Annotated in this window: 24 protein-coding genes; 10 read left to right on the top strand and 14 right to left on the bottom strand. The window is 70.0% G+C overall.

The features are described 5' to 3' along the window. Positions 1 to 135 precede the first annotated feature (135 nt). The 7 genes from BLU22_RS00300 (at position 136) to BLU22_RS00270 (ending at position 5926) form a co-directional block, all read left to right on the top strand. Positions 136 to 429, top strand: coding sequence for a co-chaperone GroES (locus tag BLU22_RS00300; RefSeq protein WP_090211254.1), 294 nt, complete (start codon positions 136 to 138; stop codon positions 427 to 429). Between the two features lie 53 nt (positions 430 to 482). Further along, positions 483 to 2123, top strand: a complete 1641-nt coding sequence (gene groL, locus BLU22_RS00295; RefSeq protein WP_090211252.1) for a chaperonin GroEL — start codon at positions 483 to 485, stop codon at positions 2121 to 2123. Positions 2124 to 2301: 178 nt separating this feature from the next. Beyond that, a complete protein-coding gene (locus BLU22_RS00290; protein ID WP_090211250.1) occupies positions 2302 to 2982 on the top strand; it encodes a response regulator transcription factor in 681 nt (226 codons plus the stop codon). Beyond that, on the top strand, positions 2972 to 4237 hold the full coding sequence (locus tag BLU22_RS00285) for a sensor histidine kinase (protein ID WP_090211248.1): 1266 nt from the start codon (positions 2972 to 2974) through the stop codon (positions 4235 to 4237). The genes BLU22_RS00290 and BLU22_RS00285 overlap by 11 nt, the downstream gene beginning before the upstream one ends. 91 nt (positions 4238 to 4328) lie before the next feature. Next, entirely contained in the window at positions 4329 to 5009 is a 681-nt protein-coding gene (locus tag BLU22_RS00280; protein WP_090211247.1) for a class I SAM-dependent methyltransferase, read from the top strand. Between the two features lie 3 nt (positions 5010 to 5012). Next, positions 5013 to 5708, top strand: a complete 696-nt coding sequence (locus BLU22_RS00275; protein ID WP_090211244.1) for a lipopolysaccharide kinase InaA family protein — start codon at positions 5013 to 5015, stop codon at positions 5706 to 5708. 5 nt (positions 5709 to 5713) lie between these two features. Next, complete coding sequence (locus tag BLU22_RS00270; protein WP_090211242.1) at positions 5714 to 5926, top strand: hypothetical protein; 213 nt, start codon at positions 5714 to 5716, stop codon at positions 5924 to 5926. A 55-nt stretch (positions 5927 to 5981) separates the two neighbouring features. Here BLU22_RS00270 and BLU22_RS00265 read toward each other — a convergent pair whose 3' ends face one another. The 9 genes from BLU22_RS00265 to BLU22_RS00225 all read right to left on the bottom strand — a co-directional run bounded on the left by BLU22_RS00265 (position 5982) and on the right by BLU22_RS00225 (position 19138). Beyond that, on the bottom strand, positions 5982 to 9017 hold the full coding sequence (locus BLU22_RS00265) for a multidrug efflux RND transporter permease subunit (protein WP_090211240.1): 3036 nt from the start codon (positions 9015 to 9017) through the stop codon (positions 5982 to 5984). Positions 9018 to 9039: 22 nt separating this feature from the next. Next, complete coding sequence (locus BLU22_RS00260; protein WP_090211239.1) at positions 9040 to 10134, bottom strand: efflux RND transporter periplasmic adaptor subunit; 1095 nt, start codon at positions 10132 to 10134, stop codon at positions 9040 to 9042. An 81-nt stretch (positions 10135 to 10215) separates the two neighbouring features. Continuing rightward, a complete protein-coding gene (locus BLU22_RS00255; protein ID WP_090211237.1) occupies positions 10216 to 11313 on the bottom strand; it encodes a DUF1513 domain-containing protein in 1098 nt (365 codons plus the stop codon). Between the two features lie 93 nt (positions 11314 to 11406). Continuing rightward, positions 11407 to 12483: an imelysin family protein gene (locus tag BLU22_RS00250; RefSeq protein WP_090211235.1), complete on the bottom strand. Its 1077-nt coding sequence runs from the start codon at positions 12481 to 12483 to the stop codon at positions 11407 to 11409. Positions 12484 to 12493: 10 nt separating this feature from the next. Continuing rightward, complete coding sequence (locus tag BLU22_RS00245) at positions 12494 to 13921, bottom strand: di-heme oxidoreductase family protein (RefSeq protein ID WP_090211233.1); 1428 nt, start codon at positions 13919 to 13921, stop codon at positions 12494 to 12496. A gap of 162 nt (positions 13922 to 14083) precedes the next feature. Then, entirely contained in the window at positions 14084 to 15418 is a 1335-nt protein-coding gene (locus BLU22_RS00240; protein WP_090211232.1) for an imelysin family protein, read from the bottom strand. 127 nt (positions 15419 to 15545) lie between these two features. Further along, complete coding sequence (locus BLU22_RS00235; protein ID WP_090211230.1) at positions 15546 to 17618, bottom strand: putative bifunctional diguanylate cyclase/phosphodiesterase; 2073 nt, start codon at positions 17616 to 17618, stop codon at positions 15546 to 15548. 152 nt (positions 17619 to 17770) lie between these two features. After that, positions 17771 to 18352, bottom strand: coding sequence for a superoxide dismutase [Fe] (sodB, locus tag BLU22_RS00230; RefSeq protein ID WP_090211227.1), 582 nt, complete (start codon positions 18350 to 18352; stop codon positions 17771 to 17773). A gap of 183 nt (positions 18353 to 18535) precedes the next feature. Continuing rightward, complete coding sequence (locus BLU22_RS00225) at positions 18536 to 19138, bottom strand: LysE/ArgO family amino acid transporter (protein WP_090211226.1); 603 nt, start codon at positions 19136 to 19138, stop codon at positions 18536 to 18538. A 91-nt stretch (positions 19139 to 19229) separates the two neighbouring features. Between BLU22_RS00225 and BLU22_RS00220 the strand changes: the two genes are divergently transcribed. Beyond that, a complete protein-coding gene (locus BLU22_RS00220; RefSeq protein ID WP_090211224.1) occupies positions 19230 to 20129 on the top strand; it encodes a LysR family transcriptional regulator ArgP in 900 nt (299 codons plus the stop codon). A 49-nt stretch (positions 20130 to 20178) separates the two neighbouring features. Here the strand turns inward: BLU22_RS00220 and BLU22_RS15440 are convergent, their stop codons facing one another. Beyond that, entirely contained in the window at positions 20179 to 20517 is a 339-nt protein-coding gene (locus BLU22_RS15440) for a hypothetical protein (RefSeq protein WP_090211221.1), read from the bottom strand. Between the two features lie 197 nt (positions 20518 to 20714). On the opposite strand from BLU22_RS15440, the gene BLU22_RS00210 reads away from it, so the two are divergent. Further along, positions 20715 to 21554, top strand: coding sequence for a hypothetical protein (locus BLU22_RS00210; RefSeq protein WP_090211220.1), 840 nt, complete (start codon positions 20715 to 20717; stop codon positions 21552 to 21554). A 36-nt stretch (positions 21555 to 21590) separates the two neighbouring features. On the opposite strand, the gene BLU22_RS00205 is transcribed toward BLU22_RS00210, so the two are convergent. The 4 genes from BLU22_RS00205 to olsB all read right to left on the bottom strand — a co-directional run bounded on the left by BLU22_RS00205 (position 21591) and on the right by olsB (position 24636). Then, positions 21591 to 22640 (bottom strand): alkene reductase, encoded by a 1050-nt coding sequence (locus tag BLU22_RS00205; RefSeq protein ID WP_090211218.1) that lies wholly within the window; start codon positions 22638 to 22640, stop codon positions 21591 to 21593. Positions 22641 to 22665: 25 nt separating this feature from the next. Next, the gene (locus BLU22_RS00200; RefSeq protein WP_090211217.1) at positions 22666 to 22968 is read right to left on the bottom strand and encodes an ArsR/SmtB family transcription factor; all 303 of its coding nucleotides are present in this window, start codon (positions 22966 to 22968) and stop codon (positions 22666 to 22668) included. A 145-nt stretch (positions 22969 to 23113) separates the two neighbouring features. Beyond that, the gene (locus BLU22_RS00195; RefSeq protein ID WP_090211216.1) at positions 23114 to 23878 is read right to left on the bottom strand and encodes a lysophospholipid acyltransferase family protein; all 765 of its coding nucleotides are present in this window, start codon (positions 23876 to 23878) and stop codon (positions 23114 to 23116) included. Continuing rightward, on the bottom strand, positions 23878 to 24636 hold the full coding sequence (gene olsB / locus BLU22_RS00190) for an L-ornithine N(alpha)-acyltransferase (protein WP_090211214.1): 759 nt from the start codon (positions 24634 to 24636) through the stop codon (positions 23878 to 23880). Before olsB ends, BLU22_RS00195 begins: the two co-directional genes overlap by 1 nt. Before the next feature lie 220 nt (positions 24637 to 24856). Between olsB and BLU22_RS00185 the strand changes: the two genes are divergently transcribed. Further along, entirely contained in the window at positions 24857 to 25642 is a 786-nt protein-coding gene (locus tag BLU22_RS00185) for an oxygen-binding di-iron domain-containing protein (RefSeq protein ID WP_090211212.1), read from the top strand. The last annotated feature ends 76 nt before the right edge of the window (positions 25643 to 25718 follow it).

Below are 25718 nucleotides of genomic sequence, written 5' to 3'. Positions count from 1 at the left end.
GCGCAGGCTGGCCCGGCCATCCTGCCCCGACTTTCGCGACGTGCCCGGCACGTCGCTTCCGGCCCCGCCGGACTCTGCCAACCCGCCGGTGAGCATCACCGGTCGCTGGAAACAACCTGTTAGGAGAGATCGACAATGAAGCTTCGTCCTCTGCATGACCGCGTCGTGATTCGTCGCAGCGAAGAAGAAACCAAGACCGCAGGCGGCATCGTCCTGCCGGGTTCCGCTGCCGAGAAGCCGAATCGCGGTGAAGTCGTCGCTGTCGGCGCCGGTCGCGTTCTGGACAACGGCGAAGTGCGCCCGCTGGCTGTGAAGGTCGGCGACAAGGTGGTGTTCGGCCCCTATTCGGGCAGCAACACCGTCAAGGTCGACGGCGAAGACCTGCTGGTGATGGGCGAGAGCGAAATCCTCGCCGTCCTGGAAGACTGATTTCCCGCCGCTTTTCGCGCATTTCCTGAATTCCATTTCGAGGTTTGAGAAACATGGCTGCTAAAGAAGTCAAATTCGGCGATTCCGCTCGCAAGAAGATGCTGGTCGGCGTGAACGTGCTGGCCGATGCCGTCAAGGCCACCCTCGGCCCGAAAGGCCGCAACGTGGTGCTGGACAAGAGCTTCGGCGCTCCGCTGATCACCAAGGACGGCGTGTCCGTGGCCAAGGAAATCGAGCTGAAGGACAAGTTCGAGAACATGGGCGCCCAGCTGGTCAAGGACGTGGCTTCCAAGGCCAACGACCAGGCCGGCGACGGCACCACCACCGCCACCGTGCTGGCCCAGGCCATCGTCAACGAAGGCCTCAAGGCCGTTGCCGCCGGCATGAACCCGATGGACCTGAAGCGCGGCATCGACAAGGCGACCACCGCCATCGTTGCCCAGATCAAGGAGCTGTCCAAGCCGTGCGCCGATACCAAGGCCATCGCCCAGGTCGGCACCATCTCCGCCAACTCCGACGACTCCATCGGCAACATCATTGCCGAAGCCATGGAGAAGGTCGGCAAGGAAGGCGTGATCACCGTCGAGGAAGGCTCGGGCCTGGACAACGAGCTGTCGGTCGTCGAAGGCATGCAGTTCGACCGTGGCTACCTGTCCCCGTACTTCATCAACAAGCCGGACACCATGGCCGCCGAGCTGGAAAGCCCGCTGCTGCTGCTGGTCGACAAGAAGATCTCCAACATCCGCGAAATGCTCCCGGTGCTGGAAGCCGTCGCCAAGGCCGGCCGTCCGCTGCTGATCGTCGCCGAAGACGTCGAGGGCGAAGCCCTGGCCACCCTGGTGGTCAACAACATGCGCGGCATCGTCAAGGTCGCCGCGGTCAAGGCGCCGGGCTTCGGCGACCGCCGCAAGGCCATGCTGCAGGACATCGCCATCCTCACCGGCGGTACCGTGATTTCCGAGGAAGTCGGCCTGTCGCTGGAAGGCGCCACCCTGGAGCACCTGGGTAACGCCAAGCGCGTGGTCCTGAACAAGGAAAACACCACCATCATCGACGGCGCCGGCGCCCAGGCCGACATCGAAGCCCGCGTCGCGCAGATCCGCAAGCAGGTCGAGGAGACCACTTCGGACTACGACAAGGAGAAACTGCAAGAGCGTCTGGCCAAGCTGGCCGGCGGCGTTGCGGTGATCAAGGTCGGCGCTGCCACCGAAGTCGAGATGAAAGAGAAGAAGGCCCGTGTCGAAGACGCCCTGCACGCCACCCGCGCAGCCGTCGAAGAAGGCGTGGTGCCTGGCGGCGGTGTCGCCCTGGTGCGCGCCCTGCTGGCCATCGAAGGCCTGAAGGGCGACAACGAAGACCAGAACGTCGGTATCGCCCTGCTGCGTCGCGCCGTCGAGGCTCCGCTGCGCCAGATCGTCGCCAACGCCGGCGACGAGCCGAGCGTGGTGGTCGACAAGGTCAAGCAGGGCAGCGGCAACTTCGGCTACAACGCCGCCACCGGCGTGTACGGCGACATGATCGAGATGGGCATCCTCGACCCGGCCAAGGTGACCCGTACTGCCCTGCAGTCCGCGGCCTCCATCGCCAGCCTGATGATCACCACCGAAGCCATGGTCGCCGACATTCCGGAAGACAAGGCCGCTCCGGCCATGCCTGACATGGGCGGCATGGGTGGCATGGGCGGCATGATGTGATCCAGCCGTCCGGCTCCCTAGCCTGACCGAAAACCCCGGTGCCGCAAGGCCCGGGGTTTTCTTTTGCCCGCTCGCTTCGCCGCCTCGGGCGGGGCTGTCGCCGGCGCGCCGGCTCGGGTAAGGTGCGACGCCGCCGGCGTTCGCGCGCCGCCCCCCGATTCCCGCCGGAGATGACTGCATGCGAATCCTGCTGGTCGAAGACAACCGCGACATCCTGGCCAACCTGGCCGACTATCTGGAACTCAAGGGCTACAGCGTCGACTGTGCCCAGGACGGCCTGTCCGGGCTGCACCTGGCGGTGGGCAACCATTACGACCTGATCGTCCTCGACGTCATGCTCCCCGGCCTGGATGGCTACAGCCTGTGCCGGCGCCTGCGCGAGGAGGCGCGCAGCAGCGTGCCGGTGATCATGCTCACCGCCCGCGACCAGCTCGACGACCGCCTGCAGGGCTTCAACGCCGGCGCCGACGACTATCTGCTCAAGCCCTTCGCGCTGTCCGAACTGGCCGCGCGCATCGAGGCGGTGCTGCGCCGCAGCCAGGGCGGCGTGCGCCGGCTGCTGCAGGTCGCCGATCTCAGCTACGATCTCGACACCCTGGAGGTCAGTCGCGCCGGGCAGCGTCTCAAGCTCAACCCGCTGGGCCTCAAGCTGCTCGCCCTGCTGATGCAGCGCAGCCCCCACGTGCTGCGCCGCGAGGCGCTGGAAGAGGCGCTGTGGGGCGACGACTGTCCGGACAGCGACAGCCTGCGCAGCCACATCCACCAGCTGCGCCAGACCATCGACAAACCCTTCCCGACCCCGCTGCTGCATACCGTGCACGGCGTCGGCTATCGCCTGGCGGACGACCATGCGCTTTAAGTCGAGCCTGGCGCAGCGCATCGTCATCGCCTTCGCGCTGATGAGCCTGCTGGTGGCCGGGGCCTTCGCGGTGGGCACCGTGCTGGTGGTGCACATGATCGAGGAGCGCCTGCTGTCCGCCCAGCTCGGCCGCGATCTCGACCGCCTGCTGAAGATGGAAACCATGGACGAGTGGCGCGCCCAGCCGCGTCCCGACCAGCTGTTCTATTTCACCGACGGTCCCGACGAGTTCGCCCTGCCGGCCGACCTGCGCGGGCTGGAGGAGGGCTTTCAGGAGGTGTTCCGCGGCGAGGGCGCCTTCCACGCCATGCTGCGCCGGGTCGACGGTCGCGAGTACGTGCTGCTGCAGGACCAGAGCGACTTCGAGCGGCGCGAGCAGCTGATGTACGTGGTGGTGCTGGTCGGCTTCCTGCTCAGCGTGCTGCTCGCCGCGCTGCTCGGCTGGCTGCTGGCACGGCGGGTGATGGCGCCGGTGGTGCGCCTGGCGCGCCAGGTGCGCCACCGCGACCAGTTGCTGGCGGTGGCGCCGCCGCTGGCGCCGGACTACGTGCGCGACGAGGTGGGCGAGCTGGCGGCGGCCTTCGACGAGGCACTCAGCCAGCTGCGCCAGGCGCTGACCCGCGAGCAGCTGTTCACCAGCGACGTCAGCCACGAGCTGCGCACGCCGCTGATGGTGCTGGCCGGCTCCTGCGAGCTGCTGCTGGAGAACCCGGCGCTGGAGCCGCGCGCGCGTCGTCAGGTGGAGCGCATCGCGCGGGCCAGCGAGGAAATGCGCGAGCTGGTGCAGACCTTCCTGCAACTGGCCCGCGAGCAGTCCGCCGAGGCTCCGGCGGCGCCGCAGGCGAGCCTGCGCCAGGTCGCCGACGAGCTGGTGGCGCACTGGCGCGAGCCGGTCGAGGCCAAGGGCCTGCGCCTCGACTACCGGCCGCTGGCCGACGACGGCCGGCGCTACAACGCCACCTTCCTGCGTGCGGTGCTGGGCAACCTGCTGCGCAACGCCTGGCACTACACCGACAGCGGCAGCATCCGTCTGCAGCTGGAGGCCGGTGGCTTTAGCGTCGAGGACAGCGGCGCGGGGATTCCCCCGGCGATGCGCGAGGCGGTGTTCCAGCCCTTCGTGCGCGGCCATGGCGAGCGCGGCGACGGGCTGGGCCTGGGGCTGTCGCTGGTGCAGCGGATCTGTGTCCACGAAGGCTGGTGCATCGAGCTGCGCGCGGTGGAGCCCCATGGCTGCCGGTTCAGCGTGCGCCTGTGACGGATTTGACGTTTTTTTCACGCCGGCTTGACGGGCGTGTGACGGCGTAGGCGGCACTCTGCAGACATTGTCCAGCCTTGGAAGCTGCGCCATGTCCCAGCCCGTCGAACTCGAATTTTCCCGCAAGTACGATGCCGAACACGCCCGGCAATACTTCGAGAAGCACCAGGACGGCCTGGCGCGGCGCCTGTCGCACCGTCGCGACCTGCAGCTGGCGCGCAAGGCGCTGGCCCGCGCTGGCGAGCCGGGGCTGGTGCTCGATCTGCCCTGCGGCGCCGGGCGCTTCTGGCCGTTGCTGGCGGAGAAGGCCAACCGGGTGATCGTCGGTGCCGACAACTCGGCGCACATGCTGGACGTGGCCTGCAGCGTGCAGCCGGCCGAGGTGGTCCGGCGGGTCAAGCCGCTGCAGACCTCGGCGTTTGCCATCGAACTGCCCGACAACGCGGTGGACAGCATCTTCTGCATGCGCCTGCTGCACCACATCGGCGAGGCCGCCGACCGCCGGGTGCTGCTGGAGGAGTTCCACCGGGTGAGCCGCGACAGCGTGATCCTCTCGCTGTGGGTGGACGGCAACTTCAAGGCCTGGAAACGTCGCCGTCTCGAACGCCGGCGCCAGGCCGAGGGCAAGGTCGGCAGCTACCAGAACCGCTTCGTGGTGCCGCGCGCGCAGATCGAGGCGGAGTTCCGCGCCGCCGGTTTCCGCATCGACGCCCACTACGACTTTCTGCCCGGCTACGCCATGTGGCGGGTCTACGTGCTGCGCAAGGTCTGAGTCATGAGCAGCCTGATACAGCTTCTCGAACTGCCCGCCGGCGAAGCCTTCGAGCAGTGGTTGAGCACTCCCGGCGAGTGGGTGGAGGAACCCAATGCGCGGCGCGGCGGGATCAGCGGCGTGCAGCGCGTGCGCACCGGCGACGGCCGCCTGCTGTACCGCAAACAGCAGGTCGATCACTGCTACCGCGACTGGCGCCACCCGCTGGGCGAGCCGACCGTGCTGCGCGAGCGGCGCGCCCTGCAGGCCTTCGCCGCGCTGGGCATCCGCGTGCCGCGCCTGCTGTACTGCGGCACCCGCCGTCAGGCGGGGCAGCTGCAGGCGCTGCTGGTCACCGAGGCGCTGAACGGCTTCGACAGCCTGGAGGCGATCTACGCCCACGGCATGCAGCATGGCTGGGACGCCGCGCTGCGCGCGCGGATCTTCCAGCAACTGGGACAGTTGCTGGCGCGTCTGCACGCGGCGCGCTGGCAGCACGGCTGCCTGTACCCCAAGCACATCTTCCTCCGCGTCAGCCCGCATGGACGGGTCGAGCTGGCGCTGCTAGACCTAGAAAAAAGTCGCCGTCGCCTGACTTCCCGTCGCGCCGCCCGCCACGATCTGCGCCAGTTGCGCCGCCATGCGTGGTGGGGCGAGGCCGAGTGGCGGAGTCTGGCCAGCGGTTATCGCCAGGCCTGCGGCCACGCCATCGAGGAGTGAAGGTCATGCAACGACAATTCGTGCGGGTGCTGTTCCTGTCCCTGGCGGTGAGTGTGCTGTATCTGGCCGCATCCGCCTGGCAGGAGCCGCGGCCGCAGGTGATCGTCGGCATCGACGGCGCCGCCCATGCCCCGGCGACGCCTCGCGGGTCGGCCGGTTGCCTCGATCCCGCCGCGCTGCTGATGCTGCTGGGCGTGACGCGGGGGATGAGCGGCTGAGCCGTTGATCGCGCAGCCAGAGGCCGCCGGGGCAGTCCCGGCGGCCCCTGGCGTTTCAGGCGCGCTGCGGCGCGTCCGGGTGGGCGAGCAGGGTGTACATGGCCGGCAGCACGAACAGGGTGAACAGGGTGCCGACCGCCATGCCGGTGGCGATCACCAGGCCGATGTCGAAGCGGCTCTGCGCCCCGGCGCCGCTGGCCAGGATCAGCGGCAGCATGCCGAAGACCATCGCGGCGGTGGTCATCAGTACCGGGCGCAGGCGGATCGCCGCGGCCTGCTCGACCGCGCTGCGCCGGTCCAGACCCCGCTCGCGGCGCAGCTGGTTGGCGAACTCGACGATCAGGATGCCGTGCTTGCTGATCAGGCCGATCAGCGTCACCAGGCCGACCTGGGTGTAGATGTTCAGGCTCGACAGGCCGAGGAACAGCGGCAGCAGCGCGCCGCAGATCGATAGCGGCACGCTCAGCAGGATCACCAGCGGATCGCGGAAGCTCTCGAACTGCGCGGCCAGCACCAGAAAGATGATTGCCAGCGCGAGGGCGAAGGTCAGGTACAGGGCGTTGCCTTCCTGGACGAACTGGCGCGCCGCACCGGCGTGGTCGAAGGCGAAGCCGCGCGGCGCCTCGGCCTCGGCGATGCCGCGCACGGTGTCGATGGCCTCGCCCATGCTGACCAGCGGCACGCCCTGGATGACCACCGCGTTGAGCTGCTGGAACTGGTTGAGCTGGGTCGGCCGGGCCCGCTCGCCGACGCTGACCAGGGTGGACAGCGGCAGCAGCTCGCCGCTGGCGCTGCGCACGTAGTAGCTGTCCAGCCAGCCGGGGTTGTCGCGGTAGGCGCGCTCGACCTGGGCGATCACCTTGTAGCTGCGCCCGTCGAGGGTGAAGCGGTTGATCTCGCCCTCGCCGAGCAGGGTCGCCAGGGTCAGGCCGATGTCCTCCATGGACACGCCCAGCTGCGCCGCCTTGGCGCGGTCGATGTCGATCAGCAGCTCGGGCTTGTCGAAGGCCAGGTCGATGTCGAGGAAGGCGAACTTGCCCGAGTCCATGGCGCGCTGCTTGACTCGCTCGGCGAGCTGCAGCAGCGACTCGTAGTCGTTCGGCGTGTTGATCACGAACTGGAACGGCAGGCCTTCGCCGGTGCCCGGCAGCGACGGCAGGTTGAAGGCGAACACCTCGATGCCGGGGATCTGCGCCAGGCGGGCCTGGACCTGCGGCAGCAGCTCCATCTGGGTGCGCTCGCGCTCGTCCCAGGGCTTGAGCAGCATGCCGCCGATCCCCGACTGCACGCCGCTGAAGCCGTTGATCTGGAACGAGGAGTAGTACTCGGGGAAGCTGCGGAAGATCTCCACGAAAGGCGCGGTCTGGCTGTTCAGGTAGTCGAGGTTGTTGGGTTGCGGCACGCTGCTGAGCATGAACACGATGCCCTGGTCCTCGTCCGGGGCCAGTTCGCGCTGGGTGAAGGCGAGCAGCGCCGGGATCAGCAGCAGCACCAGCACGGCGAAGGTCACGGTGACCGGACGGGTGTCCAGGCTGGCGCGCAGGGTATGCAGGTAGCGCTGCTTGAGCCGCTCGAACAGCCGGTCGATGCGCTGGGCGAAGCCGCCGGGGTTCTCCTCGTGGCGCAGCAGGTGCGCGCACATCATCGGCGACAGGGTCAGCGCGACGATCCCGGAGATCACCACCGCGCCGGCCAGGGTGAAGGCGAACTCCTTGAACAGCGCGCCGGTCAGGCCTTCGAGGAAGCCGATCGGCGCGTACACCGCGGCCAGGGTCAGGGTCATCGACACCACCGGCACGGCGATCTCGCGGGCGCCCTCGATGGCGGCGTCCAGCGGCGTGCGGCCTTTCTCGATGTGGCGGTGGATGTTCTCCACCACGACGATGGCGTCGTCGACCACCAGACCGATGGCCAGCACCATGGCCAGCAGGGTCAGCAGGTTGATCGAGTAGCCCATCAGCTGCATGAAGAACAGCACGCCGATCATCGACAGCGGGATGGTCACCACCGGGATCAGCACCGAGCGCAAGGCGCCGAGGAACAGGAACACCACCACGATGACGATCAGGATGGCCTCGCCGAGGGTCTTGAGCACCTCGTCGATGGAGGCCTGGATGAAGCGGGTCGCATCGTAGGCGATGGAGGCTTCGAGGTTGGGCGGCAGCTGGGCCTCCAGCTCGGGCAGCAGGCCGCGCACCTCGGCGATGACGTCCAGCGGGTTGGCGCTGGGAGTGCCCTTGATGGCGATGTACACCGAGGGCACGCCGTCGAAGGAGCTGAGCGAGTCGTAGCTTTCCGCGCCCATCTCGACTCGCGCCACGTCGCCGAGCAGCACCCGGCTGCCGCCGGCGATCTTCACCGGGATGGCGGCGAAGTCCTCGGGCGACTTGAGGTCGGTGCTGGCGCTGAGGCTGGTGACCACGTACTCGCCCTTGGTTTCCCCGGCGGCGGACAGGTAGTTGTAGGCGCGCACCGCACGGTTGACGTCGGCAGCATCCACGCCGTAGGCGGCCAGCTTGAGCGGGTCGAGCCACAGGCGCATGGCGAACACCTGGTTGCCGAGGATTTCGGCCTCGGCCATGCCCGGCAGGGTCGCCAGCTTGGGCTGGACGACCCGCGACAGGTAGTCGGTGATCTGCGGGTTGGACAGTTCCTCGCTGTAGAAGCTCAGGTACATCAGGGCGGTGGAGTCCGCCGCCTCCTTGCTCAGCACCGGGTCCTCGGCCTGCTGCGGCAGGCGGTTCTTGACCTCGCTGGCCTTGGCCAGCAGCTCGGTGAACAGGCGGTCGCTGTCGGTGCCCAGGCGCGCATGGATGGAGATCACCGAGACGTTCTGCCGGCTCACCGAGGTCATGTAGTCGATGCCCTCGGCGCTGGCCAGGCTCTGCTGCAGCGGCTGGGTGATGTAGCCCTGGATGGTTTCCGCGTTGGCGCCGGGGTAGGCGGTGGTGACGGTGATCAGGGCGTTTTCCATCTGCGGGTACTGGCGCACGACCAGCTTGCCGAACGCCTGCAGGCCGAGCAGGACGATCAGCAGGCTGATCACGCAGGCCAGCACGGGACGACGGATGAAGGGATCGGTGAAGGCCATGGCTGCTTCCTGCGGGCGACGGTTAGCGGGCGGCGGGATCGTCGACCAGGGTGATGGCGGTGCCGTTGTCGAGCTTGAGCTGCCCGGAGGACACCACGCGCTCGCCGGCCTGCAGGCCTTCGAGGATCACCACCTGGCCGTCGCGGCGTTCGCCGGTCCTGACGAAGCGGCGCTCGACGCTCAGCGCCGGGGCGCCGTCCTCCTCGCGCTCGACCACCACGTACAGCGAGTTGCCATAGAGGGTGTAGGCGACGGCGGTTTCCGGCACCACCACCTGCGCGCGGCGCTCGCCGAGCAGCACCTGCAGGTGGGCGAACATGCCCGGCAGCAGGCGGCCCTGCGGGTTGGCCAGCAGGGCGCGGACCTGCAGGTTGCGGGTGGTGGCTTCCACCTTGGGGTTGATCGCCTCGATGCGCCCGGCGAAGCGCTCGCCCGGCCAGGCGGCGACGCTGGCCTGCAGGGGCTGGCCGACCTGCAGGCGGGCGAACTCCTGTTCGGGGAGGAAGAAGTCGACGTAGAGCATCGACAGGTCCTGCAGGGTGGCCACCGGCGTGCCCGGCTCCAGGTAGTCGCCGACGTCGACCTGACGGATGCCGATGGTCCCGGCGAAGGGCGCCAGCAGGCGCTTCTTGGCCAGGGTCGCCTTGAGCTGGGCGACGCTGGCGCGGGCCTTCTCCAGGCTGGCGCCGAGGCGGTCGAACTCGCTGCGCGAGATCGCCTGGCGCTCGATCAGGTTGCTGCCGCGCTGGTACTCGACCAGCGCCAGACCCAGTTCGGCCTCGGCGGTGCGCAGGCTGGCGGTTTCCACCGCGTTGTCCATCTGCAGCAGCGGCTGGCCGGCGCCGACCTGCTGGCCGGACTCGAACAGCACGCTGCGCACCGTGCCGCCGGCCTCGACGCCCAGGTCGACGCCGCGCAGCGCGGTGAGGCTGCCGATGGCTGCCACCTGGCTTTGCCAGTCACGCTGTTCGGCGACGACGGCGGAGACGCTGACCGGCGCCGGCGGGGCCGAGAAGGCCTGGATCTGCTGGTAGATGCTGTAGGCCTTGTAGCCGGCGAGCAGCGCGACCACGACGATCACGATGGCCAGCATGACCAGCAGGCGGCGGCGTAACATAGGCGACTCCTTTGCTCGGGATTACGCGATAGGGCTCACGCTAGGCTTGCCGCGCCGACAAGTCAAAGCCGGCGCGGCGGCTCAGGCCAGGCGCAGGTGGTTGTCCCACAGCCCGGCCGGCAAAGTCAGGGGCTGCATGACGATCTCGGCGCTGCGGCAGTCGTAGAGCCGGCAGCGGCCCTGCCCGGAACTGACCACGAAGCCTTCGGCGCAGGCGGCGACGCCGGCGCAGTCGGGCAGTGGCGCGTCGAGGCGCAGCGCGGCGCTGTCCAGGTCCCAGATGAACACCCGGTTGCCGCGCGGCGCGGTGATCGCCAGCAGGCGCAGTGCGCTGTGGATCGCCACGCTGGCGGTGTACTGGTGCATCGCCAGGCGCTGCGTCTCGCCCAGCGGGAAGGGCTGGAAGGCCCCGCCGGGGCGCTTGATCGCCACCAGCGCCGCGGCGTCGTCCGCGGCGCCCTCGTACTGCTGGCCGCTGACCACGGTGCCGTCGTCGGCCACCGCCAGATGGCGCACGCTGTTCATCCGTTCGGGCAGCGTCTCCTTGCTCAGCAGGCTGCCGTCGCGGCGCAGCAGCACCAGGCTCGGCTCCATGGCATCGAGGTTCATCGCCTCGCGGCTGTCGGCCTCGGTGCGGATGCCGCCGTTGGCTACCACCAGGGTTTCGCCGTCGGGCATCCACAGCAGCTGATGCGGGCCGACGCCGTGGCTGGACAGCTCGGCCTCGCGCAGCAGGCGCTCGCCGTCCAGGCGCCAGACGCCGAGCACCCCGCGGCCAGGCTCGCGGGTGTCGTTCTCGGTGCTGTACAGCCACTCGCCGTCGCGATGGAACACCGCGTGGCCGTAGAAGTGCCGGTCGGCCGGGCTGGCCACGGTCTGCAGCAGGCGGCCGTCGCGGGTGTCGATCAGGTAGCTCTCGCGGCTCGGCCGGCGACCGACGAACAGCGCCAGCGGCAGCGCCGGGTGCGGCACCACGTCGTGGCAGCGCTCGCGCACCGGGGTGGCGAACTGCGCCTGGCCGTCGAGGCGGTAGCCGACCGCGTAGTGGCGGCCGTCGGCGTCGTTGCGCGCCGAGAGCAGCAGCGGCTGGGCGGCCGCGCCGCGACCGAGGCTCCAGCCGCCGAGGGCGGCGGCGGCGAACAGGGCGCCGCCGAGGCCGAGGAAGGTACGTCGTTGCATGGGGACTCCGTGACACGGAAGGAGGAGGGGGCCGATGCGGCACCTCCCTGTGCCGTGGCCGGCCCGGCGCCCACGCGGGGCCGGGCCGCCGGCTCAGTCGCCGTCGTGGGCGTTGAAGCCGAGCTGGATGCCCAGCGCGCGGGCCAGCTCGCCTTCCTGCAGGCGATGCAGGCGGTCGAGGCTGTCGTAGAGCTGACCGAGGCTGTCGCGGCCGGCGTCGCTGGCCAGCAGCTCGCCGAGCGGCGCGCCGAGGGCGCCCAGGCGCTGGCGGGTTTCGCTGTAGGCGGCGTCGATGCGGGTGGCCAGGTCGCCGTGCTCGGCGCCCAGCAGGCTGCGCACGCCGGGGCCGTCGGCGCCGCGCCACAGCGCCTCGGCGCTGGCCAGGCTGGCGTCGAGGCTGGCCAGCGAGGTGGCACTGCGCCAGCCTTCGGCCTGATAGGGCTGGGGCGTCTTGCCCCGCGCCAGCGGGGTGCCGAGCTTCTTCTTCAGGCCGTCGAGGGCGCCGACCTGGATGCGCAGCAGCTCGCCGATGGCCTCGCGGCCTTCGGCATAGCGCGGGTTGGGGAACTGCTTGAGCTGGGCGGCCAGGCCCTGCTCGCCGATCCAGCTGGCCAGCACCCCGGCGGACAGGGCCTGCTGGTGGGTGCCGATGCCGAGCAGCAGCGGGCAGTAGCGGCGCTTCTGCTCCAGCTGGTCGAGGTCGAGGGCGGCGTCGAACAGCAGGTATTCGTAGGCGCTCAGGCCCTGCACCACCACGCTGGCGCTTTCCAGGTCGGCCTGCTTGAGCTGCGGCTTGGCGTCGAGCAGGGCGTTGACCTGGCGGGCCACCAGGTTCTTCTTGTCCGGCCAGAACTGCACCTGCCAGGCCAGGTTGCCTTCGCCGAGACGGCCGATGGCCAGCGGCTGCAGGGCGGCCCAGGCGGCGTGGGCCTGGCGGTAGGCCTGGCGGGCGGCGGCCAGGTCCTGCTCGCCGGCGCAGAAGGCGCGGGCGCTGTCGACCAGATGGCGGTTGTCGTCGGTCCAGCGGGTGTAGGCCGGCAGCAGCACGCCGTCGGTCAGCGCCGCGCTGGTGGCGGCGAAGGGCTCGGTCTTCGCCGCGGGCGGGGCGTCGTCGGAGCAGCCGGCCAGGGTGGCCAGCAGGGTCAGGGAGAGCAGGGCGGGGCGCAGCATCGGGTGCTCCTTACAGGGAATTGAGGAAGGCCAGCAGGGCGGCGCGCTGCTCGGCGTCGAAGGCCATCACCTTCTGCCGCGCCGCTTCGGCTTCGCCGCCGTGCCAGAGGATCGCCTCCAGCAGGTTGCGCGCGCGGCCGTCGTGGAGGAAGCGGGTGTGGCCGTTGACGGTTTCGGTCAGGCCGATGCCCCACAGCGGCGGGGTGCGCCATTCGCGGCCGCTGGCGAGAAATTCGTCGCGATTGTCCGCCAGTCCGTCGCCCATGTCATGCAGCAGCAGGTCGCTGTAGGGGCGGATGGTCTGTCCGGCCAGCTCCGGCTCGGCGGCGTCGCTGGCGGTGGTGAAGCTCGGCGTGTGGCAGCCCTGGCAGCCGGCCTGGTGGAACAGGCCCTTGCCCTTGAGCACCTGCGGGTCGTCGACGCCGCGGCGCGCCGGCACGCCGAGGTTGCGGGTGTAGAACAGCACCTGGGCGAGGATGTTGTCGCTGACTTCCGGCACGCCGCCGTGGGGGACGTTGTGGCAGTCGGTCTGCGCCGCGGTGCAGCTGCTGCCGGCGAGCAGCGAGGTGGACAGGCCCATGTCGTTGAAGAAGGCGTCGGCGTTCTGCTGGTTGAGCGACGGCTGCCCGGCCTTCCAGCCGAAGCGGCCGAGGCGGGTGCTCTGGCTGGCGTGGTCCCAGACCCGGTTGGCGCGCCCGGAGATGCCGTCGCCGTCGGCGTCGTCGGGATCGGCGTTGGCGAGAATCGCCGCCTCGGGGATGGCTTCGAGCAGGCCCAGGCCGATCATCGGCGGCGCCACGCGCAGGGAGAGCCGGGTGTCGGGGTGCAGCGCGCCGTAGCCGAGCTGGCCGATCTCCAGCTGCGGCTGCTGCAGCTCGACGCGGGTGCCGTCCTTGAGGGTGACCACCTCGCTGCGGTAGCTGACCCGCAGCTTGCCTTCCGGGGCCACGCCGGGGATGGCGACATCCTGCAGCTGGCCGCCGTAGACCGGCTCGGGGATCAGCCCCTGGCGTTCGAGCAGGGCCTCCTGGCCGGGGCGGGCGGGGATCGACAGGCGCACCAGGCTGGACACTGCGTTGTCGCCGCGACTGCCCGGCGGATGGCCGCGGCCGTCCTTGATGTGGCAGTTCTGGCAGGCGTTGGTGTTGAACAGCGGGCCGAGGCCGTCGCGGGCGTCGGTGGAGGCCGGGGCGATCACCCAGGGATTGCGGAAGAAGCTGTTGCCGACGCTGAAGTCCAGGCGGCGCAGCGGCGAGAGGTTGGCCGAGGGCAGGGAGAAGGCGTTCTGGTCGAACTTGTTGACCGTGGCGGCGCCGGCGGAGAGCTGCTCGCCGGGTTCGGCGGCGCTGAAGCGCGGTGCGTCGGTCTGCTCGCAGGCGCTCAGCGCCAGGGCCAGCGCGAGGAGCGTGAGCGGGCGCAGGGCGGACGGGCGGAACATGGCGATACTCCGGGGGTGAAGAACGCGCGGCAGTGTAACAGCGTGTTACCGGGAGAATAAGAGGGGTTTGCATTTGCAGGGGCGGCGGGCAGGGCGCAGCCCGCGCCCGCCGGGGGCTGCAGGCGGCTGCGGCGCAGCGCCGCAGCCGTGCAGGAGGAACGATCAGAAGCTGTGGTCGGCGGTGTCCGGGTTGAGGTCGGCGATGCCCAGCTTGCCGGCGGCCTGCTCGATGCCGGCGGTCTGCTTGACCAGCGCGGCGATGCCGTCGCGGATGATCTGCTGGCCGGCGGCGTTGTCGGCGGCGATCAGCTGGTCGAAGTGCACGCCGTCCTTCTCGGCGCTGTCCACCAGCTTCTGCAGGGCGGCCTGGGTGGCGTCCAGGTCGGCCTTCAGCGCGGCGTCGGTGGCGGCGTCGGCCTGGGCCACCAGGGACGACAGGCTCGGGCCGCTGAGCAGGCTGCCGTCGGCCTTCTTGTACTCGCCGAGGTAGACGTTGCGGATGCCCAGGGCGTTGAAGTAGTGCGAGTTGTGGGTGTTGTCGCTGAAGCAGTCGTGCTCGTCCTCGGTGGAGTTGGCCTCCAGGGCGACCTTCATGCGCTCGCCGGCCAGCTCGCCGAGCGACAGGCTGCCCATGCCGAACAGCATCTTGCGCAGGCCGTTCTCGGCCGGCTCGGCCTCCAGCTGAGCGCGGTAGTTGTCGGCGACGCCGGCCCGCCACTGGCCGGCCATGTATTCGAGGTCGCTGACCAGCAGGGCGGTGGCGGCCTTGAGGTACTCGCGGCGGCGCTCGTTGTGCCCGCCGGTGGCGCCTTCGCCGACCAGGTAGTCGCTGGCCGGACGGTTGCCGGCGCCGGGCTGGCTGCCGTTGAGGTCCTGGCCCCAGAGCAGGAACTCGATGGCGTGGTAGCCGGTGGCGACGTTGGCTTCCGAGCCGCCCAGCTCGTTGAGGCTGGCCAGCAGCTCGCCGGTGATGGCGCTGACGTCGAGTTTGTCCTCGCCGACCTGGATCTCGGTGTTGGCGATGATGTTGGCGGTGGCGCCGGGGTTGCCGAGGGCGTGCTGGTAGTCGCCGGCGACGTAGTCGATCAGGCCCTCGTCCAGCGGCCAGGCGTTGAGCTGGCCTTCCCAGTCGTCGACCACCGGGTTGCCGAAGCGGAACACCTCGGTCTGCATGTAGGGGATGCGCGCGGCCAGCCAGGCTTCGCGGGCGGCCTTGAGGGTGGCGTCGCTGGGCGCGGCGAGCAGTGCGTCGATGGCCTGCTGCAGGGCCTGCGCAGTGACCAGGGCGTCGTCGAACACCGCCGAGGCCAGGCTTGCGTAGTGACCGACCACCGCGCGGGCGGCGGCCTGGTCGAAGCTGGCGGCGGCCGGCGCGGTGTTCTGCACGACCGCTGCGGCGGCCTGGGCGGGGGCTTCGGCTTTCTTGTCCTCGCCGCAACCGGCGAGGGCGATGGAGAGGGCGAGCAGGCTGGCGGTCGCCAGGGGCAAACGAGGCATGCGGACGGATCCTTGTGAGGGTGGACGGACGGGCTGGCTGAGCGCCAAAGCGAGATATAATGCGAAATGTTCGCATTTTTGCAATAGCCTGTCGCCTGGAATCTGCTCCGTCTACGCCGCGTGTCCCTCAGCCCCGGGTGGGCAGGTCGCTCGGCTGCGCCTTGCGGCGCTGCTCGAAGTGGCGGATGTAATGGGCGATCTGCGCGGCCGGCAGCGGCCGGCTGTAGAGGAAGCCCTGGCCCTCGCTGCAGCCCTGTGCGATCAGGCAGGCTTCCTGGGCGCGATTCTCCACCCCCTCGGCGATCACCTCGATGTTCAGGCTGTGGGCCAGCTGGATGATCGCCTTGATGATGCTGGGGTCGGCGTCGTCGTTGCCCAGTTCGCGGACGAAGCTCTTGTCGATCTTGATCTTGTCCAGCGGCAGGGTGTTGAGGTAGTTGAGCGAGGAGTAGCCGGTGCCGAAGTCGTCGATCGCCACCAGCACCTGGGCTTCGCGCAGGTTGCTTAGCTGCCGGGCGGCGCTGCCGATATCGCCCATCAGCACGGTTTCGGTGATCTCCAGCTCCAGGCTGCGCGCCGGCAGGCCGTAGTGGCGGGTGAGTTCGAGCACCCGCTGCGGCAGGCCCGGGCTGCACAGCTGCGCGGTGGACAGGTTGACCGCCATGCGCAGCCAGTGCAGCCCCTCGGCGTGCCATTGGCTCAACTGGCGGCAGGCCTGTTCCAGCACCCAGTCGCCGATCTTGAGGATCAGGCCGCTCTGCTCGGCCAGCGGAATGAAGCGCTCCGGCGACACCAGCCCGTGCTGCGGGTGGCGCCAGCGCAGCAGCGCCTCGACGCCGATGACCTGTTGCGTGGTGTAGGCGATCTGCGGCTGGTAGTGGACTTCCAGCTCGCCGTTGGCCAGGGCCGAGCGCAGGTCGTGCTCCAGCTCGCGCTGCTGGCGCATCTGCTGGTCGACGCTGGCGACGTAGAACTGGTAGCCGCTGCGGGCCTGCTGCTTGGCCAGGGTCATGGTCTGCTCGGCGCGCTGCAGCAGGTACTCGGCGCTGTGGCCGTCCTCGGGGAACAGGGCGATGCCCAGGCTGGCGCGCAGGGCGATTTCCTGCTGGCCGATGAGGAACGGCCGGGCCAGGTCGTCGAGCAGGCGCTGCGCCAGTTCGGCGGCCTGGCCGGGGTGCTCGAAGGCGATCAGGATCAGCGCGAACTGGTCGCTGCCCATGCGCGCCAGGGCGGCGAAATGGCAGTCCTGCACGCGCAGGCGATTGGCGGTGGCGCGCAGCAGCTGGTCGCCGCTCTGGTAGCCGTGGCGTTCGTTGACCGCCTTGAAGTCGTCGAGGCCCAGGCAGAAGATCGCCACCCGGTGCAGGCTGCCCTGGGCATCGACGAGGATCTGCTCCAGTTGCTCCTGCAGCTGTACGCGGTTGGGCAGGCCGGTGAGCTGGTCGACCTGGCTCAGGCGCTGCAGGGTGTTTTCCGCCTCGCGGTGCCGCGCGCTGTGGCGGGCCACGCTGGCCAGCAGGCGGTTGGCGCGGTCGACCCACTGGCCGAGTTCGTCGTCCTCGTGGCCGCGCGGCGTCTGCAACTGGCGGGTGCCGGGACGGTCGGGGTCGATGCGTTCGAGGTCGGCCAGCAGGCGCTGCAGCGGGCCGGTCAGCTGCCAGCGATAGAGCAGGTAGAGCAGCCCGCCGAGCAGCAGGGCCCGCGCCAGGCTGGTGAGCAGGCTGAGGCGCGCGCTGTCGAGAAAGGCGGCGGCCTGGTAGTGGGTGTCCAGGGTCAGGCTCAGTTCGCCGCGCTGTTCGCGCAGCGGCGGCGGGCCGTACAGCGGCACACCGAACAGGTACTGGCGGCCGAACAGGCGGTCGCTGAGGGCGCTGCGCGGCTGGTCGGTGACCGCCTGGCTGGCGGCGGCCAGGGGATTGCCGCGGTTGTCGCGCAGACTGGCCTGACTGACGCCAGGGTGCTGCAGCAGGCCTTCCACCACCCGGCGGGCCATGCCGCTGTCGCCGTCGAGCAGCGCCTGGCTGGACGGTTCGCGGAACATGGCGAGGATCTGTGTGCCGTCGCGCTGAATGTCCTGGCGGATCTGCTGCACCTGATGGGCGATCTGCACCAGGCTCGACAGCAGGCCGACCAGCAGGGCGGCCCCCAAGGCCAAGGCGAGCAGGCGGTGTGACAGGCGCTTGTTCGGCTCCGGTGGCAAGACGGCAGATCCTTGTGCGGGGGTGATGGGCGGTAAATGCGCGGCAGTATTGTGAATTGCTTCGCGGCCGTCAAAGAAAATGCGTCAATTTAGAGGCGGCTAGAAACGAAAAAACCCGGCGAAAGCCGGGTTTTTTCGTGGTCGATGCGGACTCAGGCGGCGTAGTTGGCGGCCACGAAGTCCCAGTTCACCAGGTTCCAGAACGCCTCGACGTACTTCGGACGGGCGTTGCGGTAGTCGATGTAGTAGGCGTGTTCCCAGACGTCGCAGGTCAGCAGCGGGGTGTCGCCGCTGGTCAGCGGGCAGCCGGCGCCGATGGTGCTGGCCAGGGCCAGGGAGCCGTCGGCCTTCTTCACCAGCCAGGCCCAGCCGGAACCGAAGGTGCCGATGGCAGTCTTGGTGAACTCTTCCTTGAACTTGTCGAAGGAACCGAAGGTGGCGTTGATGGCGTCAGCCAGGGCGCCGCTCGGCTGGCCGCCGGCGTTCGGTGCCAGGCAGTTCCAATAGAAGGTGTGGTTCCAGACCTGGGCGGCGTTGTTGAAGATGCCGCCGGAGGAGGTCTTGACGATCTCTTCCAGGCTCTTGCCTTCGAACTCGGTGCCCGGCACCAGGTTGTTCAGGTTGACCACGTAGGTGTTGTGGTGCTTGCCGTGGTGGAATTCCAGGGTTTCGGCGGAAATGTGCGGCTCGAGGGCGTTGTTCGCGTAGGGCAGCGGCGGCAGTTCGAAAGCCATGGTCTCTCTCCGTATCGTCATCAGGGTGATTCGCGCGGTGCGCACGGCCGGCTCACGGTGCCGGCGGGCGGAGTCTTGTCGGCTCCACCGCAGCGCTGGGCGCGCTGTCGGCCTGGGATCATAGCACCGGCCCCCCGGCATATCCACGCAGCAACTGTGGGGACAAGGCGCCGGGCCTGCGCTTCAGAGCGGCCGCAGCAGCTGCACGGCGACCGCCAGCATCATCGCCGCCACCGCCAGATCGATCAGCCGCCAGGTCGCCGGACGGGCCAGCCAGGGCGCCAGCCAGGCCGCGCCGAGCGCCAGGCCGAGGAACCACAGCAGCGAGGCGCTGGCGGCGCCCAGGGCGTAGGCGCCGGGCACCGCCTGCTGGGCGCCGAGCGAGCCGATCAGCAGCACGGTGTCCAGGTAGACATGAGGGTTGAGCAGGGTCACCGCCAGTGCGGCGAGCAGCACCGCGCGGCGCGAGCGCGGCAGCGGCGTCGCGCTGTGCTGCAGGCTCTGGCTGCCCAGGGCGCGGCGCAGCGCCTGGGCCGCATACCAGAGCAGGAAGGCCGCGCCGCCCCAGCGGGCGATGCCCAGCAGCAGCGGGCTGTCGGCCAGCAAGCCGGCCAGACCGAACACCCCGGCGGTGACCAGCAGGGCATCGCAGGTCACGCACAGCGCCGCGGTGCTCAGGTGATGCTCGCGGCGCAGGCTCTGGGCGAGGACGAAGGCATTCTGCGCGCCGATGGCCATGATCAGCCCGAAGGCCACCAGCAGACCGTTGCTGTAGCTCTGCCACATGGAAGGGACTCCCCAATCGAAATGCGGGCATTCTGCGCGTCGCTGGTTTATAAGAAAAACCAATACTGCTAACCCCTCATAAGGAAAACAGATGTTCGACTACAAGCTGCTGGCGGCGCTGGCCACCGTGGTGGAGCAGGGCGGTTTCGAGCGGGCCGCGCAGTGCCTGGGGCTGTCGCAGTCGGCGGTGTCGCAGCGCATCAAGCTGCTGGAGATGCGCGTCGGCCAGCCGGTGCTGGTGCGCGGCACGCCGCCGCAGCCGACCGCGCTCGGCCAGCGCCTGCTCAACCATGTGCAGCAGGTGCGCCTGCTCGAAGGCGACCTGCAGCAGCAGGTGCCGGCGCTGGACGAGGACGGTCGGCCCGAGCGGCTGCGCGTTGCGCTGAACGCCGACAGCCTGGCCACCTGGTGGCTGCCGGCGGTGGGCGACTTCTGCCGTGCGTCGGGGCTGCTGCTGGAGTTGCTGGTCGAGGACCAGGCCGTCGGCCTCAAGCGCATGCGCGCCGGCGAGGTCGCCGCCTGCCTGTGCGCCAGTCCCCGACCGGTGGCCGGGGCGCGGGCGCTGGCGCTGGGGGCGATGCGCTACCGGGCGCTGGCCAGCCCGGCGTTCATCGCCCGCCACCTGGCGAGCGGCATCGACGCGGCGCGCCTGGCCCGCGTGCCGGCCATCGTCTTCGGCCCCGACGACCGCCTGCAGCAGCGCTATCTGGCCGGACTCGGCTACGCCGGCAGCTTCCTCCACCACCTCTGTCCGTCGTCCGAGGGGTTCGTGCGCATGGCCGAGGCGGGACTGGGCTGGGGGCTGATTCCCGAGGCGCAGGTGGCGGCCCAGCTGGCCGACGGCCGCCTGCGCGAGCTGTTGCCGGGGCAGGCCATCGACGTGCCGCTGTACTGGCACAGCTGGCGGCTCGGCGGCGAGCGTCTGGAACAGCTGACCGCGCACCTGCGCCGCCAGGCGCGGCACTGGCTGGTGGCGGTGCAGGAAGGGTGAACTTAGCGGGCGGCGTGGCACCGGGTCGCCCGGCCGGCCATGCGGCCGTTCAGGTTTCGCCGTGGATGGTCTGGCCGCGATAGGTGCGCGTCAGGCGCTCCGCAGGCGGGCTGTCCGCGGCGGTGCTGTCGGGCAGCGGATTGCCGCGATAGACCCGCTGCGGCCGTGCTGCTTCGGCATGGTCGGGCGGCGCCGTCGATGGCGGGTCGCAGAGTTCGGCGAGCCGCTGGCCGAGGGCCTGCAGGGTCGGCGAGGCGTGTTCCCGGCTGGCGGCGAGCATCGCCGCGACGGCATCGGGTCGGTCGAGGTGGATGTCCAGTCCGCGCTCGATGCGCAGTTGGCGGCGCAGGGCGCGCATGCAGTCCAGCATTGCCTTGTTCAGTTCCACGAGATCTCCTCCGGCGTCCAGCCCACCGAGGATCAAGCAAGTTGCGTTCCAGTCCTTTTCCGGCCGTGCGCCGCAAGATGCGGCCGGGTGCGTGCCCCATGGCGGTGCCGGCCTGTCGCAGGCTGGTGCGCCGGCGCCGTGGCAGGGCCCGGCGTTATACTGGGCGCCTTCGGATTCGCCCACAGGTGGCCCTGCCCATGCGTAACGACTCACTCGACGAACTGGACGACGCCCTGCCCAGCCTGGTGTCCGAGCAGCGCGAATCGCCCGCTGCCGTGGAGCGCGGCGCGGTCCGGCCGTCGCGCGGCGCACCGCTGGCCCTGTGGGGCCTGCTGCTGGTGCTGACGCTGGCGCTGGCGGCGCTGGGCTGGTGGAGCCAGCGCGAGCTGGAGCGCATGGCCCGGCAACTGGTCGCCACCCAGGAAATCTTCGCGCGGATCAGCGAGGACGCCGCCGGCCAGCTCAAGGACATTTCCGGCCAGGTGGTGGCCGCCGAATCCACCGTCACCAGCGAGAGCGAGGCACTCAAGCTGCGCCTCAAGCAGCTGGAGAGCCGCCTGGCCGAGCTGACCCGCCGCGAGCAGGGCGCCGCCGAGCAGCGCAGCGCCCAGGCGCGTCAGCTGGAGCAGGTACGCGGCGAGCTGCAGGGCCGCGAGGAGGCGGCGAGCCGGCTGGCCGCTGCTGTGCAGGTGCAGCAGCAGACGCTGGCGAGTCTGGAGGAACGGCTCAAGGGGCTGGCCGGCGAGCAGGCCGCGCTGAAGGCCGCACAGGCCGAGGTGACGCGCCTGGACGGCCGCCTGCAGGGCCTGACCGGGGAACTGGCGGCGCTGAAGAAACAGGGCAATCCGGCGCAGGCCATCGCCCGGCTCGAAGAGGATCTGCTGGTGCTGCGCAGCCAGCTGGACAATCGCCCGGCGGCAGCGGGCGGGGCCGGCGGCAGCGCCGAGTTCGATGCCTTCCGCGCCCAGGTCAACCGCACCATCACCACGTTGCAGGGGCAGGTGCAGAACCTGCAGCAGCAGATCGACGCGCGCTGAGGGAAGGCCCGGCCGTTGCGGCCGGGCGCGGGCGTTTCAGAGCGTCGGGTAGTCGAGGTAGCCGACCGGCCCGGAGGCGTAGAAGGTGCTGCTGTCGGCCTGGTTCAGCGGTGCATCGGCGGCCAGGCGCGCCGGCAGGTCGGGGTTGGCGATGAAGGGCACGCCGAAGGCCACCGCATCGGCCTTGCCCTCGGCCAGCCAGCGGTTGGCCTGGGCCTTGTCGAAGCGCTCGTTGGCGATCACCACGCCGCCGAAGGCTTCCTTCAGCTGCGGGGTCAGGCTGTCGTCGGCCTCGTGCTCGCGGGTGCAGAGGAAGGCGATGCCGCGCTTGCCCAGTTCGCGGGCGACGTAGCCGAAGGTCGCAGCGCGGTCGCTGTCGCCCATGTCGTGGGCGTCGGCGCGCGGCGCCAGGTGCACGCCGACGCGGCCGGCGCCCCAGACGCCGACGCAGGCGTCGGTGACTTCCAGCAGCAGGCGCGCACGGTTCTCCAGCGTGCCGCCGTAGGCGTCGCTGCGCTGGTTGGTGCTGTCCTGGAGGAACTGGTCGAGCAGGTAGCCGTTGGCGGCATGGATCTCCACGCCGTCGAAGCCGGCGGCCTTGGCGTTGGCCGCGCCCTGGCGATAGGCCTCGACGATGCCAGGAATCTCGGCGGTTTCCAGCGCGCGCGGGGTGACGTAATCGCGGATCGGCCGCACCAGGCTGACATGGCCCTTGGGCTGGATGGCGCTGGGCGCCACCGGCAGTTGGCCGTCCAGGTAGCAGGGGTCGGAAATCCGCCCGACGTGCCACAGCTGCAGGACGATGCGCCCGCCGGCGGCGTGCACCGCGTCGGTGACGTTCTTCCAGCCGCGCACCTGTTCCTCGTTCCAGATGCCGGGGGTGTCCGGATAGCCGACGCCCAGCGGCGTCACCGAGGTGGCTTCGCTGATGATCAGGCCGGCGCTGGCGCGCTGCACGTAGTACTCGGCCATCAGCGCGCCGGGCACGCGGCCGGGCTCGGCGCGGCAGCGGGTCAGCGGCGCCATGACGATGCGGTTGGGCAGGTGCAGGTCGCCTGCCTGGAGGGGGTCGAACAGAGTCGGCATGGTCGGTTTCCTTGCGGGGATGAAGTCAGAGTTCGTCGTCGAGCCGACGCAGGAAGACCCGGATGAGGTCCTCGTTGCGCTTGAAGAAGTGCCACTGGCCGACCTTGCGGCTGGTCACCAGGCCGGCGCGCTGCAGGGTCGCCAGGTGTGCCGAGACGGTGGACTGCGACAGGCCGGTGCGGCGGTCGATCATTCCGGCGCACACCCCCAGTTCCAGCGAGTGCTCCTGATCGGCGAAGTGGCGTTCGGGCTCCTTCAGCCAGTGGAGGATCTCGCGGCGCACGGGGTGGGCCAGGGCCTTGATGATTTCGTCGGTATCGAATGACATGGGGTGGCTGTAATGGTTTATCGCGATGGAGCGAACCTTATATCGGTATTTCGCGATTTACAAATATCGATGAGGACTCAGCCGCGCCTTGCTTATGCCGACCGTGCAGGTGCGTGTTCGAGAGGTTCGAGGGTGTGGGTTGCGCTCAGGCGGCGGCCTGGCTCGGCGGCGCGGCATCGACCACCGCCGCGGCGATGGCCGCATGGCTGCGGCGGGCCAGTTCGCTGCGTGCGAGCGCGGTGCTGTCCAGCGGCGGCAGGAGGATCACCTCGACCTGCGCGCGCTCGGCGCCGAGCAGGCGCAGCAGGTGGGCGGGCAGCGTGTCGTCGTCGACGAAGGGCGCCAGTGCATCGCGCTGGCCGTGGCGGCGGTAGCGCAGTGCCACCGGCTGGATCGGCGCGCCGCTGGCCACCGCGGCGGCCAGCAGGCGCGGGTGGAAGCGCAGCACGTCGCGGCCATCGGAGCTGGTGCCCTCGGGGAACAGCGCCAGCGGATGGCCGTGCTGCAGATGGACGGCGAGCTGCTCGCCCAGATCGCCGCTGGCGCCGCGGCGAATGAACAGGGTGCCGGCCTGGCGCGCCAGCCAGCCGGCCAGCGGCCACTGGGCCACCTCGGCCTTGGCCAGGAACGACAGCGGGCAGAGCGCGCCGAGCACGGTGATGTCGGTCCAGGACACGTGGTTGGCCAGCCACAGCGCCGGGCCGTCCGGCAGGCGGCCGCGTACCTGTACCTCGAAGGGCAGGGCCGCGCGCAGGTGGCGCATGAAGCGCCAGGTCAGGCGCTGGCGCAGCGCGGTCGGCGGCGCGCCGCCGAGGCGCTCGCGCAGGGCGAGGGCGGCGGCGTACAGGCTGCCTTCGGCGAGCACCAGGCTCAGGCGCAGCAGGCGCCCGCACAGACGCAGGCGGACCATCAGCCGGCCGCCTTGAAGTGGCGGGCGTAACGCGGGCACAGCTCGTCGCGCTTGAGCAGGATGAACAGGTCGGCGACCTGGAAGTCCGGGTCCCAGCACGGCTCTCCGCAGACCTTGGCGCCCAGGCGCATGTAGGCCTTGAGCAGCGGCGGCAGCTCGGCGCTGAGGTTGTCCGGCACCGCCAGCGCCGGCAGCGGCTGGCGCGGCTCGGCGCGCACAGGCTCCTGGCACAGGTGATGTTCGCGCAGGCGCTGCATCACCGCGCGGGCCTGGATGCCGCCGTCCTGCATGGGGATGCTGGCGCAGCCGATCAGGTAGCGGTAGTCGCCCTCGTTGAGGATTTCCGCCAGCAGGCTCCACAGCACCGCGATGGTGGCGCCGTTGCGGTAGCCGGCGGCCACGCAGGTGCGACCGATCTCCAGCACCGGCCCCTGCAGGCGGCCGAGGCCGTGCAGGCGGAATTCGCCTTCGCTGTAGAAGCGTCCGAGGCGCCGGGCGGTGTCCTGGTCGAGCAGGCGGGTGGTGGCGACCAGCGCGCCGCTGGCCAGGTCGCGCACGCCCAGGTGGCTGCAGTGGGCGTCGAAGCCGTCGCAATCGAGCTCCAGCCCGGCGCCGTCCAGGCGGGCGCCGCATTCCTGGCCGAACACGCGGTAACGCAGGGCCTGGGCTTCGAACAGCGCCTCGCTGCCGTGCAGGCGCTCGGCCTGCAGGCGGCGCTGGGTGGGGGTGTCGCGGGAGAAGAGGGCAGGGCGTGACATGCAGTACCTCCGCGCGGCGCGGGCCGCGGCTTCCTGTAGGGTGCCGGGCCATGCTAGGAGGCGCCTGTGTCGCTGCGGTGACCTGCGGGTGATGCTTCTGTGACCGGCGCCACACATCCACTGCCGGGTCGGTCGGTGTCGGCGGGGCGCTTGATGCAGGTCAGCGTCCGTTCGTCGGCGCTCTGGTTACTCTGCGCCGGCTCCTGAACCCGAGGTAATCATGCGCCGCGAGCCCATCGTCCTGTTTGATAACGGTACCCACCAATGCCTGTGCTTCGATAACCTGGTCACCGGGGAAGGCGTGCAGACCAACCAGTTCCTGATCGTCGACAGCGGCGAGTACATGCTGCTCGATCCGGGCGGCGACCTGACCTACACGCCGCTGTCGCTGGAGCTGTCCAAGCGCATGCCGGTGCAGGACCTGACCTACATCTTCGCCTCCCACCAGGACCCGGACATCATCGCCGCGCTGGACAAGTGGCTGCTGCACACCAAGGCCAAGGTCATCTGCTCGCGGCTGTGGGCGCGCTTCCTGCCGCACCTGACCGCCAGCTACCTGGCGGTCAGCCACGGCATCTCCACCTTCGACCGGATCATCGCCCTGCCCGACCGCGGCCAGCAGCTGCCGCTCGGCGACTGCCACCTCACCGCGGTGCCGGCGCACTTCCTGCACTCGGTGGGCAACTTCCAGATCTACGACCCGGTGAGCAAGATCCTCTTCTCCGGCGACATGGGCGCCTCCCTGGTCGACGACGCCCAGCCGGTCAGCGACTTCGCCGCGCACCTGCCGAGCATGGAAGGCTTCCACCGTCGCTACATGGGCGGCAACAAGGTCTGCCGGCTGTGGGCCGACATGGTGCGCAAGATGGACGTGGCGATGATCGTGCCGCAGCATGGCCGTCCCTTCGTCGGGCCGCAGATGATCAATGCCTTCCTCGACTGGATCGCCCAGCTGCAGTGCGGCATGGACCTGGTCGGTCCCGAGGACTACGCCCTGCCGCGCTGATTTTCCAGCGCCGCGCGACACTGGAACAGGCCGCTCCGCCGTGCGCGGGGCGGCCTGTTCGCGTCTGCGGTTGAGT

The organism is Pseudomonas guangdongensis, assembly GCF_900105885.1.
Lineage (GTDB): Bacteria > Pseudomonadota > Gammaproteobacteria > Pseudomonadales > Pseudomonadaceae > Geopseudomonas > Geopseudomonas guangdongensis.
This window is presented reverse-complemented; position numbering and strand designations above follow the sequence as displayed.

Coding starts and splice junctions, on each gene's coding strand:
- BLU22_RS00245 (WP_090211233.1), bottom strand. CDS start 13,921: ATGTTCCGCCCGTCCGCCCTGCGCCCGCTCACGCTCCTCGCGCTGGCC.
- BLU22_RS00185 (WP_090211212.1), top strand. CDS start 24,857: ATGCGCCGCGAGCCCATCGTCCTGTTTGATAACGGTACCCACCAATGC.
- BLU22_RS00300 (WP_090211254.1), top strand. CDS start 136: ATGAAGCTTCGTCCTCTGCATGACCGCGTCGTGATTCGTCGCAGCGAA.
- BLU22_RS00250 (WP_090211235.1), bottom strand. CDS start 12,483: ATGCTGCGCCCCGCCCTGCTCTCCCTGACCCTGCTGGCCACCCTGGCC.
- sodB (WP_090211227.1), bottom strand. CDS start 18,352: ATGGCTTTCGAACTGCCGCCGCTGCCCTACGCGAACAACGCCCTCGAG.
- BLU22_RS00275 (WP_090211244.1), top strand. CDS start 5,013: ATGAGCAGCCTGATACAGCTTCTCGAACTGCCCGCCGGCGAAGCCTTC.
- groL (WP_090211252.1), top strand. CDS start 483: ATGGCTGCTAAAGAAGTCAAATTCGGCGATTCCGCTCGCAAGAAGATG.
- BLU22_RS00200 (WP_090211217.1), bottom strand. CDS start 22,968: ATGTCATTCGATACCGACGAAATCATCAAGGCCCTGGCCCACCCCGTG.
- BLU22_RS00265 (WP_090211240.1), bottom strand. CDS start 9,017: ATGGCCTTCACCGATCCCTTCATCCGTCGTCCCGTGCTGGCCTGCGTG.
- BLU22_RS00220 (WP_090211224.1), top strand. CDS start 19,230: ATGTTCGACTACAAGCTGCTGGCGGCGCTGGCCACCGTGGTGGAGCAG.
- BLU22_RS00255 (WP_090211237.1), bottom strand. CDS start 11,313: ATGCAACGACGTACCTTCCTCGGCCTCGGCGGCGCCCTGTTCGCCGCC.
- BLU22_RS00280 (WP_090211247.1), top strand. CDS start 4,329: ATGTCCCAGCCCGTCGAACTCGAATTTTCCCGCAAGTACGATGCCGAA.
- BLU22_RS00210 (WP_090211220.1), top strand. CDS start 20,715: ATGCGTAACGACTCACTCGACGAACTGGACGACGCCCTGCCCAGCCTG.
- olsB (WP_090211214.1), bottom strand. CDS start 24,636: ATGTCACGCCCTGCCCTCTTCTCCCGCGACACCCCCACCCAGCGCCGC.
- BLU22_RS00260 (WP_090211239.1), bottom strand. CDS start 10,134: ATGTTACGCCGCCGCCTGCTGGTCATGCTGGCCATCGTGATCGTCGTG.
- BLU22_RS00240 (WP_090211232.1), bottom strand. CDS start 15,418: ATGCCTCGTTTGCCCCTGGCGACCGCCAGCCTGCTCGCCCTCTCCATC.
- BLU22_RS00225 (WP_090211226.1), bottom strand. CDS start 19,138: ATGTGGCAGAGCTACAGCAACGGTCTGCTGGTGGCCTTCGGGCTGATC.
- BLU22_RS00285 (WP_090211248.1), top strand. CDS start 2,972: ATGCGCTTTAAGTCGAGCCTGGCGCAGCGCATCGTCATCGCCTTCGCG.
- BLU22_RS00195 (WP_090211216.1), bottom strand. CDS start 23,878: ATGGTCCGCCTGCGTCTGTGCGGGCGCCTGCTGCGCCTGAGCCTGGTG.
- BLU22_RS00270 (WP_090211242.1), top strand. CDS start 5,714: ATGCAACGACAATTCGTGCGGGTGCTGTTCCTGTCCCTGGCGGTGAGT.
- BLU22_RS00290 (WP_090211250.1), top strand. CDS start 2,302: ATGCGAATCCTGCTGGTCGAAGACAACCGCGACATCCTGGCCAACCTG.
- BLU22_RS00205 (WP_090211218.1), bottom strand. CDS start 22,640: ATGCCGACTCTGTTCGACCCCCTCCAGGCAGGCGACCTGCACCTGCCC.